At 43.2% G+C, this 16654-nt stretch carries 15 protein-coding genes; 4 read left to right on the top strand and 11 right to left on the bottom strand.

The window, feature by feature from the left end; translation table 11 throughout:
* Positions 1-60: 60 nt before the first annotated feature.
* The 9 genes from cysS to AC04MN_RS14200 form a co-directional block, all read right to left on the bottom strand.
* The gene (gene cysS / locus AC04MN_RS14160) at positions 61-1518 is read right to left on the bottom strand and encodes a cysteine--tRNA ligase (RefSeq protein WP_475383865.1); all 1458 of its coding nucleotides are present in this window, start codon (positions 1516-1518) and stop codon (positions 61-63) included.
* 36 nt (positions 1519-1554) lie between these two features.
* Complete coding sequence (gene gltX, locus AC04MN_RS14165) at positions 1555-3030, bottom strand: glutamate--tRNA ligase (RefSeq protein ID WP_475383866.1); 1476 nt, start codon at positions 3028-3030, stop codon at positions 1555-1557.
* 149 nt (positions 3031-3179) lie between these two features.
* A complete protein-coding gene (locus tag AC04MN_RS14170) occupies positions 3180-3578 on the bottom strand; it encodes a hypothetical protein (protein WP_475383867.1) in 399 nt (132 codons plus the stop codon).
* Positions 3579-3620: 42 nt separating this feature from the next.
* The gene (locus tag AC04MN_RS14175; RefSeq protein ID WP_475383868.1) at positions 3621-4895 is read right to left on the bottom strand and encodes a response regulator; all 1275 of its coding nucleotides are present in this window, start codon (positions 4893-4895) and stop codon (positions 3621-3623) included.
* The gene (locus AC04MN_RS14180; protein ID WP_475383869.1) at positions 4892-5272 is read right to left on the bottom strand and encodes a hypothetical protein; all 381 of its coding nucleotides are present in this window, start codon (positions 5270-5272) and stop codon (positions 4892-4894) included. The genes AC04MN_RS14175 and AC04MN_RS14180 overlap by 4 nt, the downstream gene beginning before the upstream one ends.
* Positions 5273-5406: 134 nt before the next feature.
* Positions 5407-5910, bottom strand: coding sequence for a CarD family transcriptional regulator (locus AC04MN_RS14185; protein ID WP_475383870.1), 504 nt, complete (start codon positions 5908-5910; stop codon positions 5407-5409).
* 166 nt (positions 5911-6076) lie between these two features.
* Positions 6077-8197 carry a S8 family serine peptidase gene (locus tag AC04MN_RS14190; RefSeq protein ID WP_475383871.1) on the bottom strand — a complete coding sequence of 707 codons (2121 nt, stop codon included), beginning with the start codon at positions 8195-8197 and terminating at the stop codon, positions 6077-6079.
* A 214-nt stretch (positions 8198-8411) separates the two neighbouring features.
* Positions 8412-8822, bottom strand: coding sequence for a hypothetical protein (locus tag AC04MN_RS14195; protein ID WP_475383872.1), 411 nt, complete (start codon positions 8820-8822; stop codon positions 8412-8414).
* Between the two features lie 135 nt (positions 8823-8957).
* Positions 8958-10223 carry a hypothetical protein gene (locus AC04MN_RS14200; protein ID WP_475383873.1) on the bottom strand — a complete coding sequence of 422 codons (1266 nt, stop codon included), beginning with the start codon at positions 10221-10223 and terminating at the stop codon, positions 8958-8960.
* A 127-nt stretch (positions 10224-10350) separates the two neighbouring features.
* Between AC04MN_RS14200 and AC04MN_RS14205 the strand changes: the two genes are divergently transcribed.
* The 3 genes from AC04MN_RS14205 to AC04MN_RS14215 are packed head-to-tail and all read left to right on the top strand — an operon-like array spanning position 10351 to position 13239.
* Positions 10351-11493 carry a sensor histidine kinase gene (locus AC04MN_RS14205; RefSeq protein ID WP_475383874.1) on the top strand — a complete coding sequence of 381 codons (1143 nt, stop codon included), beginning with the start codon at positions 10351-10353 and terminating at the stop codon, positions 11491-11493.
* Positions 11490-12179 carry a LytR/AlgR family response regulator transcription factor gene (locus tag AC04MN_RS14210; RefSeq protein WP_475383875.1) on the top strand — a complete coding sequence of 230 codons (690 nt, stop codon included), beginning with the start codon at positions 11490-11492 and terminating at the stop codon, positions 12177-12179. The genes AC04MN_RS14205 and AC04MN_RS14210 overlap by 4 nt, the downstream gene beginning before the upstream one ends.
* Positions 12180-12234: 55 nt before the next feature.
* Positions 12235-13239: a pirin family protein gene (locus AC04MN_RS14215; RefSeq protein WP_475383876.1), complete on the top strand. Its 1005-nt coding sequence runs from the start codon at positions 12235-12237 to the stop codon at positions 13237-13239.
* A gap of 16 nt (positions 13240-13255) precedes the next feature.
* On the opposite strand, the gene recG is transcribed toward AC04MN_RS14215, so the two are convergent.
* The gene (gene recG, locus AC04MN_RS14220) at positions 13256-15343 is read right to left on the bottom strand and encodes an ATP-dependent DNA helicase RecG (RefSeq protein ID WP_475383877.1); all 2088 of its coding nucleotides are present in this window, start codon (positions 15341-15343) and stop codon (positions 13256-13258) included.
* Positions 15344-15402: 59 nt separating this feature from the next.
* Here recG and AC04MN_RS14225 point away from each other — a divergent pair, with 59 nt between their 5' ends.
* A complete protein-coding gene (locus AC04MN_RS14225) occupies positions 15403-16347 on the top strand; it encodes an HD-GYP domain-containing protein (protein WP_475383878.1) in 945 nt (314 codons plus the stop codon).
* A gap of 14 nt (positions 16348-16361) precedes the next feature.
* Here AC04MN_RS14225 and AC04MN_RS14230 read toward each other — a convergent pair whose 3' ends face one another.
* A complete protein-coding gene (locus AC04MN_RS14230) occupies positions 16362-16607 on the bottom strand; it encodes a hypothetical protein (RefSeq protein ID WP_475383879.1) in 246 nt (81 codons plus the stop codon).
* Between the last annotated feature and the right edge of the window lie 47 nt (positions 16608-16654).

Consider the following 16654-nt stretch of genomic DNA (forward strand, 5'->3'; position numbering starts at 1 on the left):
CACTAAAAACAAAAGGGCCCATTTAGGCCCTTTTGTTCAGAAAATCGACAACTTCGATACTTACTTTGATACTTCCCAAAGACTGCCTGTCGGGGTGTCCATCACTGAAATACCCATGCTGATCAACTGATCTCGCAATTGATCAGACTTAGCCCAGTCTTTAGCATCGCGAGCCAAAATTCTTTCAGCAACCAGAGCTTCCACTTGGGCTCTAGCTAACTTCATTTCTTCAAGCAACATATCATCTAATTGCCTTAGAAACTGCGCTGCCGGTTCTTGAAACAATGAAAGCACATTACCGACTCTTTTTAAAAGCGCCTGAAACTCTTGCGCCTTGTACAATACCGCGGGGTTAACTTTGCCCCTCTTGACTTGCGAATTAAATGCCCGCACCAATTCAAAAATCGCAGCAAATACATTTGGCGTTCCGAAGTCATCATTCATCGCGATTTGAATTTTATGCCAAGTTTCTTCGATAAGTTTTGCAAATGCAGCATCCTTAACGGCAGCCACCGAGCCTGCATTGGAAAGGATATCCTCGGCCAAACTCATCGCAGAGTAAATCCGCGCCAAAGGAGACAATGCACGAGTGATTGCATCGGAAGAAAAATCACAAACTGTACGGTAATGCACAGATAGAATCATAAATTTATACAGTTCTGCTGGATGAGTCTGTAGGAATTCACGCATGGTCACGATATTGCCTAAAGACTTCGACATCTTCTGACCACCGAAATTCAGCATATTATTGTGCATCCAATACTTTGCAAAGTGATGGCCATTGCAAGCCTCACTTTGCGCAATTTCATTTTCATGATGCGGGAAAATCAAATCCATTCCGCCACCATGAATATCAATGGAATCCCCAAAAAGTGCTTTATTCATTGCAGAGCACTCAATATGCCATCCTGGACGCCCCGGCCCCCATGGCGATGACCAAGACGGCTCTCCAACTTTCGCAGCTTTCCACAAAGCAAAATCCATTGGATTTTCCTTTTTCTCGTCTACTTCGACTCGTGCCCCGGCAATAAGTTCATCAACGTTCCGACCAGAAAGTTTTCCGTACCCATCAAATGCTTTAATAGAGAATAATACATCTCCATCAGCCGCATACGCCTTCTTGCTATCAACCAAAGACTTTACCATGCTAATGATATCATCCATGTGCTCTGTGACTTTCGGATTCATATCATGGGGACGAAGCCCCAACGATGCAAAATCTGTCTTATACTCACGAATATAACGTTCGCTTAATTCGTAGGGGTCGACATTTTCTTGGTTGGCTTTTTGAATGATTTTATCATCCACATCAGTGAAATTTAAAGCATAGGTAACTTTAAAACCTAAATGCTCAAGCCAATTGCGAACCATATTAAAAACTACCGGTCCTCGAAAATTACCTACATGAAGAAAATTATAAACCGTAGGACCGCAAACGTACATTTTCACCTGACCTGGAATCAGGGGCTGAAATTCTTCTGTCTTGCGAGTTAAACTATTGTAAATTTGAAGCGACATCGTTTTATCCTAAGTTTATAATCCAATTAATCGAAATTAAAACCGAGCCAACACTTTATCGACCCGGCCCAACAATGAAGTTTTGTTCATTAAAGGAACTAAGATTTTCAATTCGGCCCCATGTGGTTTACCAATGATCGCCACGCGAATAGGCATAAATAAATGCTTACCTTTTACACCGACTTTATTTTTAACTTCATCTTGCATCGCTAAAAACTCTTGCTCTGTGAATTCTTGTCCTGAATGAGCCAACAATAACTCTTTCCAAGTCATCAAGACGGCCTTCGTAGAGTCAAAGGCCAAAACCTCTTGGCTTTCATCGTGAATCACAAAAGAAGAATCATTCAAGGGACGATACAACTCGATCGCATCAGACAGGATCTCCATATATGACTTGAACACCTCTACCGAACGAATCTGCCAGGCTGGATCTTTAGGTAATTCAAATTTTTCGCGCGCTAAAAACGGTTGAATCTGCTTCCAGATTTCTTCATTTGGTAGCGCTCTTAAATGCACAGAGTTCATCCACTTTAATTTTACCCGATCAAACACGGCTCCTGAAGGATGTAGACGATCTAATGAAAAACCACTGATCATATCATCAAGATTCATAATCTCTTTGCCGTCTGGATGAGACCACCCCAATAAGGCAATAAAGTTAAGGATAGCCGACGGCAAATACCCCTCGTCTTTAAACTGACCGCAAGCCACCGCCCCTTTTCGTTTCGATAATTTTTGACGGTCTTCATCAAGAATCAAGGACATGTGTGCAAACTCGGGAATACTCCATCCCATAGCCTCGTAGATCATCATCTGGCGGAGGGTGTTTGGTAAATGCTCTTCCGCACGCAATACATGGGAAATCTGCATTAAATGATCGTCGACGACGCAGCAAAAGTTATAAACTGGCATTCCGTCGGAACGAAGCAATACGAAGTCACCCACCATGTCCGAAGGGAATTTCACCTCGCCGCGGATGTGATCGACAAATTGATAATCCTTTTTCAAATGATGCGTTTTAAATCGAACGACAGCTTTTTCCCCGTTAGCCATTTTGGCCCGGGCCTCAGCAACCGGCATATCCTGATAAGGCGAGTTCACATGCGGTGAACGGCCTTCTTTCAACGCCTGCTCGCGCTGCACTTCGATTTCTTCGTCCTTAAGAAAGCAGTAATAAGCCTTTCCTTCTGACAAAAGTTTTTCAGCAACTTCTTTGTAAATTCCCAAACGCTGAGACTGCCGATAAGGAGCATGTGACCCCATATCTTTTAAGGTATCCGCCGTGACTCCCTCATCCCACTTTAATCCCAACCAAACTAAATCATCAACAACTCCACGCAAAGACTCTTCCGTAGAGCGAGCCTCATCCGTATCTTCAATTCTGAGAATAAATTTTCCGCCGCTTTTCTTGGCGTAAAGATAATTATAAAGAGCCGTACGGGCACCGCCGACATGAAGATAACCAGTTGGAGAAGGCGCAAAGCGAACACGAACGGGAGAAGAAGAACTCATGAGAAACTCCTAAATTTATTAACTCAAAGCCATGGCAGAATAGCGTAATTTCAAGGCTTTATCTAGATTTTATCGTCCCTTACTCTTGGTTTTTCAAAAACTGCGCGTCGTTTCCAAAAACAGAAAAGAGAGCCGTAGCTCTCTTTTCTCTAGGGGTTCCCCATTTTCACTTCAATTTTTTCCTGATGAGCTGGATCCTCAGTTTTAATATTCAATCTCAGCTTTCCTGGCTTAAGAGCTCCTTCGTATAGAAAATGATCATCCTGTCTTTTCAACACCAGAGTTCGACCTTTATTTTCATCTAAGTTTTCAAAAAAAGTCGCTTCCACTTGAAGTTTTTCAATCTTAATATCGGCGGCCTTTTTACCAACGACAAAAAAGGAGGTGGAGCTTTGGCCCGGAACCATTCTGACCGAAAAAAGCTTTCCGGCTTGCATAATTTGCCGCGCCTGCTCTACTTGACGATCTTCAGAAACCTGGGGATGAGGCGTTTGAGCCCCTGCCGAAAACGAAAAACACGCTGATAAAATAAGAATTAAACTCTTCATAAAGAAATCTAATCAATATTTCGCACAAGGGTCAATTCATGCTTAAAGATTATCCAGATCTTTATCCTGATCGCGATCGGCCCACTGCGGAAACAACTTTGAGGCCCGATGTGAATAGTCTTCAGCCAAGAGCTGCTTTCCTTCTTTCAGTAGGTAATCGACCAAGAGCCGATAAGAATCCTGATCTGCATAATTCTTCTGAGCCAAATGGCGGCCCATCTCTATCATTTGTTGCGGAGTTCTAAAGTATTGAGAGACCAAATAAGATAGGACACTGTGCGTGGCCCCACCGACCTGATCACCAGGATACTTTCTTAAAAACTTTGAAGCTGCTGCGGAAGCCTCAGCACCATAGCGCACAAGAACACGCACAATTTTTTCAATATAATGAGCATCCGCCCCTACCACCTGTAAACCATAGTCAAAACACTGAACAGCTTGATTCAAATCTTTACGGTTAAGATAGAATCGACCCGCAACAAAAAGGGCCGCAGAAAAAACTCTACGCAATTCCGGGGTGACGTGTTCGATCTGTAAAAATAAATCATAATAACGGGAAACCTCATCAAGTCTGCCCGAGTAAACAGCAGCAACAAACAAATGACAAAGTCGCTTAGGGCCTAAAGGGTAATTTTGAACTAACTGAGGCACCATCTCATAAGCCTCGTGAAATTTCTTTTGTTCGAAATAAGAATCAAACTGCCCCGTTAAACATTTAAAATGCAAAGGCCTAAACTCGAGGCCGCGCTGATAATCCCCGATCGCTTTAGAAAATTCATTTTGAAAAAATGAAGTTTGCCCCATGTAATAGTAAGCCAGAGTCGGCTTGGAATCCAAAAAGCTTGCACTTTGAAACTGAAACTGCGCCGCTTCGAATTTATTCTCCAGTAAAAACTGCTTCCCCTTACGAATCTCTTCAATATATTTCGGAGGAAATAATTTTCGCTTAAGCAAGCCCTCGATACGCTCTTGTAAGTTCTGAACAAAAAACGGCTTGATTATATAATCATCTACCAATTCTTCGGCGGCCTCTGCGATAGCTGAACTCGAGTTATTATAGGTCACAATCATTGCCATCTTAGCAACGCCCAAGGCACAGTGTTTTTGAACTAGATCCAAACCAGGGCGACCTTCAATCAAAAAATCCAGTAACAAAAAATCAATGTTTTGATTTTCGATGATCGCCTGAGCTTCGGAAAAAGAACGAGTTTTAAAGATGTTTTTCTCGGAAAAACCAGCTCGAACCAAGGCCGCATTCATCGTTTCGATGGCCGCTAAAGAATTATCGACAATCAGTGCACGCAAACGTTCCGTCATTCAAGATCCCTCATCGAAGAAAAAAGACGATCAATCCTAACTTGCTGACCAGCCAGAGCGTTCAAATACTGCTGCCACAAAGCAGATTCATGCCTGTAGAGCTCAACACGATACTTCGAAGTTCGGGCATCCAATACCACCACCTCTACAACTTTACCTGTCGAATAGAAGTCGTTTTCAACACCGTCGATCAACAAAAGCCCTTCAACACTGATAAGCTGCCCCAAAACACAGGCCCTTGAAGGTCCTTCGAAACCATAACTATGTTCTTCAATCTCGCTCACCAATACCGAATTTGCATCGGCATTAATCAACACAAGACCATTTACTAAACTGGATATTTTTTGAATGGTGAATTGGCTCTTTGTTTGAGACACGAATCCTCCTCTGCTTATTTTAACGCGAAGAAGATTCGAATCAGAGTGAAATCATAAAACCTAGACCTTGATTAAAATAAAAAAAAGGAAGGTCTAGCCTTCCTTTTTTTTAATTCACTTACTTAGCTGGAACTTTAACCCATACCGAAGATTTGCTTAACTTCTTCCTCTTCCATTAGTTTATCCTGCGGAGTCGCAAGGATAAGCTCTTTTAGAAGCAACGATCTGGCGTTATCAAGCATTTTTCTTTCACCAAAAGAAAGTTCCTTGTCCGCTTTTAACAAGAATAGGTCGCGCAGAACTTCCGCTATTTCATACACAGAACCCGTCTTGATCTTTTCCATATATTCACGGTAGCGACGATTCCAGGTCTGATTGTCAATCTTCACTTCCTTCTCTTTAAGGATATTGATGACCTTACCTGCCTCTTCAGTAGAAATAATAGGACGCAAGCCAACCGACTTTACGTTCCCCTGGGGGATCATGATCTTCATCCCTGTTTCGACCAGAACCAAAGAATAGAAGCTGTGCTTCGATCCGAGGATTTCTTTTGTCTCAATGGCTGCCACTCGGCAAACACCGTGACCTGGATAAACCGCATGATCGCCAACATTGAAAGTAACTGTATCGTTAGCCACTCTTTTACCTCCGACCATAGTCTGGTCCACTTTGGACAGACTTCGAGCATCATTGGTATATCAAATTTGACACAAATCATCAAACAAGAGCGGCGCGGTATGTAAAAAATAAAGGGCCTGATTAAAAATCAGACCCTTCAGTGTTTTCAATAACTTAGGAAAATTATTAGAAGCTATACACTAAAGCGTAAGGCTGTTTTCCAGCTCTCCCCTGCGGGATCTTATAGCCACGTACAACCACTTGGTAGTCTCCAGCAGGAAGATTTTCAATCTCGATAATCTCGTGGTTATTCAAACGATCTTGAGCCAACTTCATAACTCCAGAAGGTCCCACCAAAGCCAAATCCAGGTCATTAACCAAGGCCTGAGCCGCATTTGCCGAACCTGGAGCGTCTGTCCAAACAAGATTCGCCAAAAACTTTCCACCATTAGAGCGGAAAGAAACAGCCACTTCGGCTCCTTGAGCAATGCCTGACTTATTATCAACTAAAGCATTTGCCGAAGAAAGTTGAACCAATTTCTCAACATCTACTCGACCAAAACCTTCATCAGAATTAGGTCTGCGCGTTAAAAGCTCCTGACCGCGTGATGCCCCAACTTCGCCGTACTGGCCTGGATACATATCAACCGCATTGTGAATCATATACGCCTTCATCAATGCTGCAGAAGGAGTCGTCATACCGCGTTTTTCAACCAAATACTGACGAACAACTGTTGCTGCCCCCGCTGTTAACGGAGTCGCCATTGAAGTACCACCCGACCAAACATAGTCTTTATTGTAAGCGCCCCACAACTCTTGAGCATCTTTATGCTGAGAGCGAACACTTAAAATATTCGTACCCGGAGCAACAATATCAGGCTTGATTCGACCATCTTGAGTGGGGCCACGACTTGAGAACATTGAAACACCATTGGCGTTATCAGAAATCAACGAAGAGTAGATCGGCTCAGCACCCCAGTTGTCTTTGGCGATACGAAGCTTACTAATTGGAACCTGAATCCCACCGGTCTTCGTCACGTTCTCGGAAGCTCCGACCGTTAATACGTTCTTAGCTGTTCCCGGTGAAGCCATTGAATTCGGATCGATTCTTCCGTCTTTATCCTTATCAATGCCCGAGTTACCAGCAGCAAATAGGATTAACATATCAGGATTATTCCACATCCACTCATCCACCTGGATTGCGAAATTATCGTAAGACCCAAAAGTTCTAGCTCCACCCCAAGAGTTTGAATGAATGCGAGCGCCATCAGCGTAGGCCTTTGTAAACAAATCTCCAAGTTTACTAGGAACAGACAAATTACCTAGCATCGGAGACCACATGCCTTCCGCGACCAATCCGGCCTCAGGAGCACCCCCTTTTAATACACCACGAGAAGCAGCACCTCGTCCCATGATAGATCCCGCAACATGCGTCCCATGCCCCATTGGATCTTCCCAAGACTTTCCAAACATTCCCATAATGTGGCCTGATACAACTGCGCCACTGAAATCTTGATGAATAGCATCTAGCTTTCCAGAGTCCAATCCAGTATCTGCCATCGAAGCAATTTGACCTTTTCCAGTTAAACCTTGCGCCCACGCTGAATCAAACTTCATGACCTTAGTGCCAGACTCATCGCCTGCTAAGTCAGAATAATCTCCAGCGCCTAAAACTGAAGCCTGAGATTCTTCCCCAAAAGACATTTCCATTGTCTTGAGTTGAGGATCTAACTGAACGTGCTCAACTCCGGAAATCTTCGCGAAATCATAAGCCATACTCAGTGGCGCTTTAACTAAGACCGACTTTCCTTGAGCCGCTAAAACTTGTGCTTCAGGAAGCTGAAGACGAATAACCGAAAGCACTTGAGCTAAATCTTGCTCTTTAAACGACTTCAAAACAAAAACATCATTTACAGCTTTACTAAAAATGCTTAAGCCATTGATATTTTTTGAAATCTTAAATTCCGGCATATACGAGATAGCCGCTTCAACATTCGCCTGCCCCTGCAACAAAGCTGCCGCTGAAGCATTTCCGCGAACGACCAACGCATCTTCTGGAAGGTATCCTAAAACCTCTAAACCGTGAGACTTCAAGGACTGCTTTAAGACCTCGGTCACTGGCTTTTTAAACTGAACAATCCACTCTTGAACACCTTGAGTTTTCATCAAGTGAATTTGATTTTGTGCCTGAAGCTTTTTTGTTTCAAAAACTCCGACGCTCATTTTTAACTGTGTCCCTGCGAATGTTGTCGAACACATTAATGTCGACAAAACGGCCGATGCTAATCTAGCTGAAGTTATTTTCATATTTCCCCTCCGCCTAAAATTGGAGCACGACCAACAACCAGGGGCAAACTTTTTTAGATCATATACTTTATTTTCTGTTCCTCGGCTTAAAACTTTTGCGGCGCAAAATATAAACAACAATCCATAACGTATTTCAAAAATAAAGAAGGGGCCCGTTGATATTCACCAAACGGACCCCACCACGGAGACTCTAGAATAAATTAATTATGTTAAGTTAAATTGGATGAGCCAACACAGCGATCGCCAAATCCGGAGCTTTCTTGCCGCGCTTACCACTGACAAGCTCTGCCTCTTGATTTTCGAATGCGAAAATCTGAGCTCTTTCTTCCGCTTTCACCTTGCCTCGAACCGTTCGGGTGACTTTAATATCCATCCACAATCCATCCTTGGCGTTTACTTTGGACTTCTTAGATAAAACCTCAACATTAGTTTCGGTTTGGCCGTCTGACGAAATCTCGGTGAAGCTCGATTTTTTACCAGACTTCACCGGAGTTGAAATAGAAATCGGCAACTGACCTTTAAGATCAATTCGCATACTCACCTGATATTTAGAGGGAATGGCCGCTTCAGCCGGAAGAACAAACAAACTAGAAACTAAACAAATAGACGAAAACAAACGCAACATTTTTAACACATCCTTGTGTAATACCGTCTAGGAAAATTTTGCCTAGATATTTCTGCGGTGTAAAGATTGATATCTCTGCGCAATCCTTAAACTAGACGTTTGTTTGAAGACACCACTCAACTTGAATGATCCTCACTATCGAGTTGAATTATCAACGGGACTAAGCCCCCAAGGATAATCAATAAAAATTGTCATTCGATTTTGCTCATCATTCCCTTTAGACCAATCACAGCGAAAAACAGTCCCCCCTTTAAAGACAACACGACCACCAATACCATAGGAATAAAGTTTATAATCGATGTCTTTCAAATCATCCGCAACCGAACCGACTCCACCAAAAGCTGCCAATTGAAATCCAGTGCGCACACCTTTCATCACTAAGTAGTTAAAACTTGAGTTCTCTTGCTTTAAATTCCAACGTAGTTCAGTTCCCGCAAATCGAGAATGACCCGCAAAGTATCGCCCATTCTCAAAAGCTCCTAATCGCTGGCTCCCCCCTAAAGGGGTCGCCCTTCCGTATTTATTGTACTCGACTCTCTCGCGAATTCTTTGATCCTCAACGGCTTGGCACTGCGCTTTTGCCGCGGCGTCTGGTATCGAATCGCAGTTTAAACCCAAAACGGACTTAAGCTGAGCAGAGTCGGTTGTCGCTTGTTTTTTTATCAAAACATCTGACTGATAATAATTAAAAGCCCAAGTACTTGCCGAACCTAAAGGCAAATAGGCGGTCACATTCATATCTATAATCGAAATCGTACTTGAATATTCATCAGAATGGCCCGGGTTTTTCAACAACCCCTCTATACGCAATCCCGAGCGAGGATCGTAACGATGATCTGTAAAATCTAGGATCAAACCAAAATCAACAGACCTCGCAGATATTTTTTGATTATCAGAATTATCAAAGCGTGTCCCATCCGAACCGTAAACAGACTTTACCTGGCTTTGATCGCTTTGCGCCCGAGCAAAAAACTCGAACATTCGTTCATTCAAATTAAAAGTTAACTGAGCAAAATGCCCCACCCCAACCACTGCCGGCAAAAGGTAACTTGTCGCAACCGAGGCCTGCCCCCGGTCAAAAACCTTTGTCACAACATCGTAATCATAATACCCAATATCCAAAACAAGCCGCTCTTTTAACAAATGAATATTCAACAACGAGACAACGGAAATTTCAAAATCCCCCTTTGCCTTTACGCCCGTAAAGTCCGTATCTGTCGAAAACATATTATTTACGGTCAACCCCGCCCCCGCGGCACTCCCTAAACCTGGGATCTCGCTGGCTAAAGGATATATAAAATAGCTAGGGGTATAATCAAAAGTCGCCTCCCGCCTTAAAGAGTTCGCCTGAACATTTAATAGAAATAGCAAGGGGCCTATAAAAAAGATTAGTTTCAGCATAATCATCCGTCCTTTTAGTCAAGACTACCCAAAATCATTATGCGAAAGTGGAGTCGTCGATTGAACGGCCGATTTTTCCTTTAAACTGCCGAGACTTTTAGACAAAAAGCCTCTAAGATGACCTAAAATGAATAGCCACTCTTTACATAAAACAAAACTCGCAAAGCAAACGCTGAACGGCTACCTAAAGGTGCTGTTTCTATTAAATCCGTTTATTAGCTTAGCTATCACTTGGCCACTGAACTCTCAGGAAACCTTCGCAACTAGCTTTGCATTTTCACTACTTGTTGCAAGCCTAACAGCGACCCTTTGCATTTGGGGCGCATACCTCATTGAAGTCTTATTTCAACCGTTTCAAAAAATGGACTCCAAAATTCGTCATTTTTTGCTTCAAATGCTAATTTTGGGGCCCGCTCTTTATTTAAGTTACTGGCTCGGTCTTCAGTTTTTTCAAGCCCAAGACCCATCTTTAAATAGAATTGTAATTAGTGATGTAATAAATCAAAGTTTTTCGTTTATCGCTTTAATTATAGGGGCATCATACCTTCTTGATAAAATCCGTGAATTAAAAAACGAAAAACATGAAAAGGAGCTACTCTTAAAAAAGTTGGAAGTGGAAAATCTTAACGCCAAAATGAATTTACTGATTCAACAGCTAAGCCCCCACTTTCTTTTTAACTCCCTAAACACCCTTATCGGCAGCATTCACTCTGCGCCAGAGACTGCCGAAGATATGGCACTAAAGCTTTCTGATTTTTATCGATTAAATCTTGAATCTATAAAAAAAGAATCGCACAGCTTGTGTGATGAACTTCATTTAGTAACGACCTATTTAGAAATTGAAAAAATTCGATTCCAACAAAGACTTCAGGTGGAAATTCATTCAACGATCCCCCAAGAGCTCACCTTACATGAAGTGCCTGTTTTAATCCTGCAACCCTTAGTGGAAAATGCAATTAAGCATGGAATCCAACAGCGCATCGAAGGCGGATTGGTATCGATTGATATTGCCCCGTCAAGCAGGTCCATAGATATTAAAATCTCAAACCCCCTGGGACGAAAGAAATCTGAAATTGGCACCAAGACCGGACTTAATAATGTGGCTCGCCGATTGGAAATTTTCTACAGCACCCCGAATGTCTTTAAGGCTGAGACTACAGAAAATGGGCTTTTTATTGTGACCCTAAATTTACCGTTAAACATGGTTCCCGCTAACACTAAAAATGTTCAGAACGGATTAAAGGAACATAGACGCGGGGAAGTACAATGATTCGCGTTTTCATAGTTGACGATGAACTCTATGCTCGCAAGCGCCTCGGGGAACTTTTAAAACGACTCCCTCAAATCGAAGTTTTAGGCGAGGCCGAAAACGCAACTTCAGCCTACGATCAAATTTCAGAACTCCGTCCCGATTTGGTGTTTCTAGATATTGAAATGCCCGAAATTAATGGACTCATCTTGGGGAAAATGCTGACCCAGCTGAATATCGCCATTATCTTCACAACAGCGCATTCAGAATTTGCATTAGATTCATTTGATTTAAATACTGTAGACTATCTCTTAAAACCCATAAAAACCGAAAGACTTCAACAGGCACTAAGTAAGCTTCACCGCACACCACCCCCAAGAAGTTTAAACATAAAAGTTGGCAACAAACATATCACCATACCTTACGGGGATATCCTGTACTTCTCGGCCAATGAATCTTACTCGCGCCTCCACACCGCCGAAAAAGAATTCACTTTATCTGAAAGCCTGGACAGCCTTGAAAACCGTCTTCACACTTACGGCTTCATCCGCTGCCATCGCTCTTATATCGTAAATAAACTTTTCATCCAAGAAATCCGCCGCATCGGGGACCGCCAATACGAACTCATTGTCTGCAAAAATCCACTAGTAAAATTGAAGGTCGGAAGAACTTATTTAAAAAATATTGATTTGATTAAGAAACGCTGAGATCGGCCATATTTCGTCGTGACCACATTGCCAATCTAAGGCATCATGAAAACCAATGTCGCAAACGAATGCGCAAACTTTTTCATTGGATTTTCAGTGGCAGACTTTTGAGCCTTTTCTTTTTTGTGTTCACCATTATGATCGCTACCCGGCGGGTAATAAAGATTATGGCCCCAAAGCCAGCTTGGCTGGCCGCCAAATAGGCAGTGATTTTGATTTAAAAGACGGATTTCGTATGTATCATGGTGAAGTCGTGCCAGGCTTTCCCGTGCACCCACATCGGGGTTTTGAAACAATCACGATTGTTCGTAAAGGATACGTAGATCACTCGGACTCTATCGGGGCCGCCGGACGATATGGACAAGGTGATGTGCAGTGGATGACTGCAGGATCGGGCTTACAACACTCGGAGATGTTTCCTCTTCTAAAACAAGATGAAGAAAACCCGCTCGAGCTTTTTCAAATTTGGTTAAATCTTCCCGCGAAAAATAAGATGGTGAAACCCCACTTCAAAATGCTGTGGTCAGAAAAAATTCCAACAGTGACCGATGCGTCTGGCGCTAAAATCACTCTTATCGCAGGCAACTGGGGCGAAGTACGCCCACCATCGCCGCCGCCAGACAGCTGGGCTAGCCAACCGAAAAGTGATGTCCAAATATGGCTGATCAAACTTCCACCGAATTCACAGTTGGAACTTCCAAAAGGTCAGCCGGGAACAGCACGAACACTTTATTTTTTTGAAGGTTCTGAACTGGCAATAAATGAAAAAAAATTAAGCAGCAAATCGGGACAAGCAATGTCCGCAGCCGATTCGCAAATACTTAAGAATGGCCCAACAGAAAGTGAAGTTCTGGTTTTACAAGCTCGACCCATCGGAGAACGCGTAGTTCAATACGGTCCATTCGTTATGAATAGCGAACAAGAAATTCGCCAAACCATCAATGATTACCAAGCCACTCAGTTTGGTGGATGGCCCTGGGATACACCTGAAATGGTGCACGGATCACAAATTAGAAGATTTGCGCGTTATCCAGATGGAAGAGTCGAAGAGCCTAGTTAAGATTATATGAAACAACCTAAGCAATACCCGCCAGCGCTGTTGGGCCATGAGTTCGAAGCAACTCTTCTTTTAGTTTTTCGTGATCTTTAAAACTTAATCTAGGATCTTTTCTTAAGACTTCAAATGCGGCCTCACGAGCATCCTGTAAAATCATAACATCACGAACTAGGTTTGCCATTTTAAAGCCTGCAAGCCCGGATTGACGAGTCCCCATGAATTCTCCGGGACCACGCATCTCAAGATCAAATTCCGCGATCTTAAATCCATCCGTCGTTTTTTCCATAAACTCGGTTCGCTGACGACCTTCATCAGAGACCGCATATCCAAGCATCAAAATACAAAAGGACTTATGCTCGCCTCGCCCGACCCGTCCACGCAACTGATGAAGCTGGGACAAACCAAAGCGTTCCGCATGCTCGATGATCATGATGTTGGCATTCGGAACGTCGACACCGACTTCGATCACGGTCGTACTGACCAAAACTTGAACTTCGTTGCGACGAAAGGCCTCCATGACTTGATCTTTTTCATCAGACTTCATTTTACCATGCAATAAACCAAAGCGAATCTGGGGATGCGCCGCTTGTAGCGCTTCAAACTCAGAAACCGCATCCTTCAAGTCCATTTTTTCGCTTTCTTCAACCAGAGGATAAACAATATAGGCTTGGCGACCTTTCTGAACTTGCTCTAACATAAATTGAATTGCCTGAGGCCGTTTGCTTGAGTGAGCCACTCGGGTCTGTATCGGCGATCGCCCCGCTGGCATTTCATCAATGATCGAAACATCAAGGTCACCATAAACCGTCATCGCCAAGGTTCGCGGAATGGGTGTCGCCGTCATAACCAAAAAATGAGGCGAAACGCCTTTGGATTTTAATTTCCCCCGCTGCTCGACTCCAAATCTGTGCTGCTCGTCAATAATCACCAGTCCAAGATTCGCAAACTGAACTTCATCTTCAATCAAAGCATGAGTCCCAATCAGTAGATCTATCTGGCCTTCTTGTAGTGCCTGCAACAGCACCTTTCGTTCTGAGGCTTTAGATTTCCCCGTCAATAAACCCAGACGTAATCCCAATGGCGCCAAATACTTTTGTGCATTTTTAAAGTGTTGCTCTGCCAGAATTTCAGTGGGAGCCATCAAACAGGATTGAAATGAGCTTTCCGCAGCATAGACAGCCGCTAAAAAACTCACCATCGTTTTTCCAGACCCTACATCCCCTTGCACCAGACGATGCATCGGAGAGCCCTTTTCTAAGTCCTGCTTTATCTCTTTGAAAACTCGAGTTTGTGCCTTGGTCGGTTCAAAAGGAAGACTTAGTAACAACTTGTAAATTAACTGCCCTTCATTTTGAATCACGGGAGCTGATTCTTTTTTGAAGCCTGACTTTCGAGAGGCTAAGAAAAGTTCAAGCCAAAAAAGTTCTTCAAAAATCAATCGGCGATGGGCCGTGGACTTTAGCTCGATAAATTCCTTCGCTAATTCTGGTGGAGGATTGTGAATTTGCAGCAAAGCGCTTTTGCGATCCATCAGTTCGTATTTTTGCCGCATCCAAACTGGCAATACTTCTTCTGGCCACTCTGCCAGTTGCGCCAACGAAGCTTGAATTATCTTTTGAATCTTAGTTGTGCTAAGGCCTTCGATCTCGGTGTAAAGTGGAACCAACTGGTCTTGATTTTCATCGTCGGGCTCGATATCGCGAATATCCGGATGATGAAATTCAATGCGACTTCGATAATGAGTGACCTTACCAACAACACGAACCTCGCTAAATGGCTTGAAGCGCTCAAAATAACCCTTATAAGGAACACGGAAAAACTTGCAGTGGATCTGCCCTGAAGAATCCCGAACGACAACATCGTACATTTTTCTTGAAGAACGTCCCATGGGGACCGCATGCACCGCGACGATTTGCGCCTTAATCGAGACCACTTCATCGGGTCGAAGTGAGGCAATATTCCGAGCCGCCCTTTGATCTTCGTAGGCTCGCGGATAAAACTCTAAAAGATCGGAAATGGTCTTGATGCCTTTGCGTGAAAACAAAGACCCTAATTTAGGACCAACTCCCTTGATATATTGCAAAGATGTATCTAGACGTAAGCCCATGAAGTCTCATTATTGAGCTTTTATTTTGAGAGTCAAGAAAAGCGTGAGATACTTTCACTATGAGCTCTGAAAATACCTACTTTCGTATTCGTTTAAATACAATACGACCCGCAAAAATCACTACTTTCGATATTTTTGTTCAAGTCGACAAAAAGTTCATTTTGTATTTACGAGCCGGCGATAAAATTTCCGATGCAAAAATAAATATTCTTCATACCCGTGACACCGGTGAATCTTTTTTTGTTAAAGAAGAAGATCGTTGGAAATATCGCGACTGGGTTCGGGAAGAACTCAATGCCGACATTCCCCATCAGGACAAAGCCAATATTCTACGCGAATCCTCAATCGCACTTATGGAAGACCTCTTTGACAATCCCGATGTCCATAAAGCCCTTGATGAGTCTCGTCCTATTATTTCAGACTTTATCAACTTCATGGAAGAGGCTCCGGAAGCCATGCAATTCATGCTGACGCTTTCAGGCCATGACTTCTACACTTATAATCACTCGTTAGATGTCAGCATCTATTCTTTGGGGTTGGGCAAAGCTCTTGGCTTTGATCGCAAAGAGCTTGAGGCCTTAGGTGTGGGCTCCTTGTTTCATGATATCGGAAAAAGAAATGTCAGTTTAGATATCCTATGCAAAAAGGGAGGGCTTGACGAAAACGAGTGGGCCCAAATGAAAATGCACCCTCAATATGGACTTATGATTTTGAATGAACACGAAGGTATTGGTGATGACATCAAAGCCGCGGCCTTTGAACACCACGAAAGCTGGAGCGGAGGCGGTTACCCCCAAGGCATTTCAGGGCAAGAAATCCATCCCTTTGCCCGCATTGTTTCTATAACCGATACCTACGACGCCATGACGACGCAAAGATCCTATAACACTCCTTTGAAGCCTGTCGACGCCGTAACCATGATGAAAGAGAAGCTGGCTGGGCGCTATGACCCAGAGATGCTAAAGGCCCTCTACTTCACCCTATTTAAATTAAAAGCAGGTTAAAACCTGCTTTTAATTTATTCCTCGGACGAACTAGGCTCTGTCGTCTCAATACAACTATCTTCATTGAACTTCGATTTTTGCGAATCCCAAAAGTTCGATGGATAGCACTTTTTAACACACTCATTGTGGTTGCTATAATAAGGATCAATACAGGCCTCATAGCACCAATATGGACTCTCTGGCGGAGGTACATACCCAGCCGAGGCCTTAAAACTAAATTGCGTCATTCCTAGTAAAACGACAAAAATTACTTTTTTCACGCAGCTCTCCTTTGTGTGAGGCTAGAGCCTATAAAATTGATACAAAT

The sequence above is a fragment of the Bdellovibrio sp. ZFWA1 genome (assembly GCF_056175665.1).

Excerpts from the sequence above, each read along its gene's own strand:
- cysS (WP_475383865.1), bottom strand. The coding sequence starts at position 1,518 with ATGTCGCTTCAAATTTACAATAGTTTAACTCGCAAGACAGAAGAATTT.
- gltX (WP_475383866.1), bottom strand. The coding sequence starts at position 3,030 with ATGAGTTCTTCTTCTCCCGTTCGTGTTCGCTTTGCGCCTTCTCCAACT.
- AC04MN_RS14170 (WP_475383867.1), bottom strand. The coding sequence starts at position 3,578 with ATGAAGAGTTTAATTCTTATTTTATCAGCGTGTTTTTCGTTTTCGGCA.
- AC04MN_RS14175 (WP_475383868.1), bottom strand. The coding sequence starts at position 4,895 with ATGACGGAACGTTTGCGTGCACTGATTGTCGATAATTCTTTAGCGGCC.
- AC04MN_RS14190 (WP_475383871.1), bottom strand. The coding sequence starts at position 8,197 with ATGAAAATAACTTCAGCTAGATTAGCATCGGCCGTTTTGTCGACATTA.
- AC04MN_RS14195 (WP_475383872.1), bottom strand. The coding sequence starts at position 8,822 with ATGTTGCGTTTGTTTTCGTCTATTTGTTTAGTTTCTAGTTTGTTTGTT.
- AC04MN_RS14200 (WP_475383873.1), bottom strand. The coding sequence starts at position 10,223 with ATGCTGAAACTAATCTTTTTTATAGGCCCCTTGCTATTTCTATTAAAT.
- AC04MN_RS14205 (WP_475383874.1), top strand. The coding sequence starts at position 10,351 with ATGAATAGCCACTCTTTACATAAAACAAAACTCGCAAAGCAAACGCTG.
- AC04MN_RS14210 (WP_475383875.1), top strand. The coding sequence starts at position 11,490 with ATGATTCGCGTTTTCATAGTTGACGATGAACTCTATGCTCGCAAGCGC.
- AC04MN_RS14215 (WP_475383876.1), top strand. The coding sequence starts at position 12,235 with ATGTCGCAAACGAATGCGCAAACTTTTTCATTGGATTTTCAGTGGCAG.
- recG (WP_475383877.1), bottom strand. The coding sequence starts at position 15,343 with ATGGGCTTACGTCTAGATACATCTTTGCAATATATCAAGGGAGTTGGT.
- AC04MN_RS14225 (WP_475383878.1), top strand. The coding sequence starts at position 15,403 with ATGAGCTCTGAAAATACCTACTTTCGTATTCGTTTAAATACAATACGA.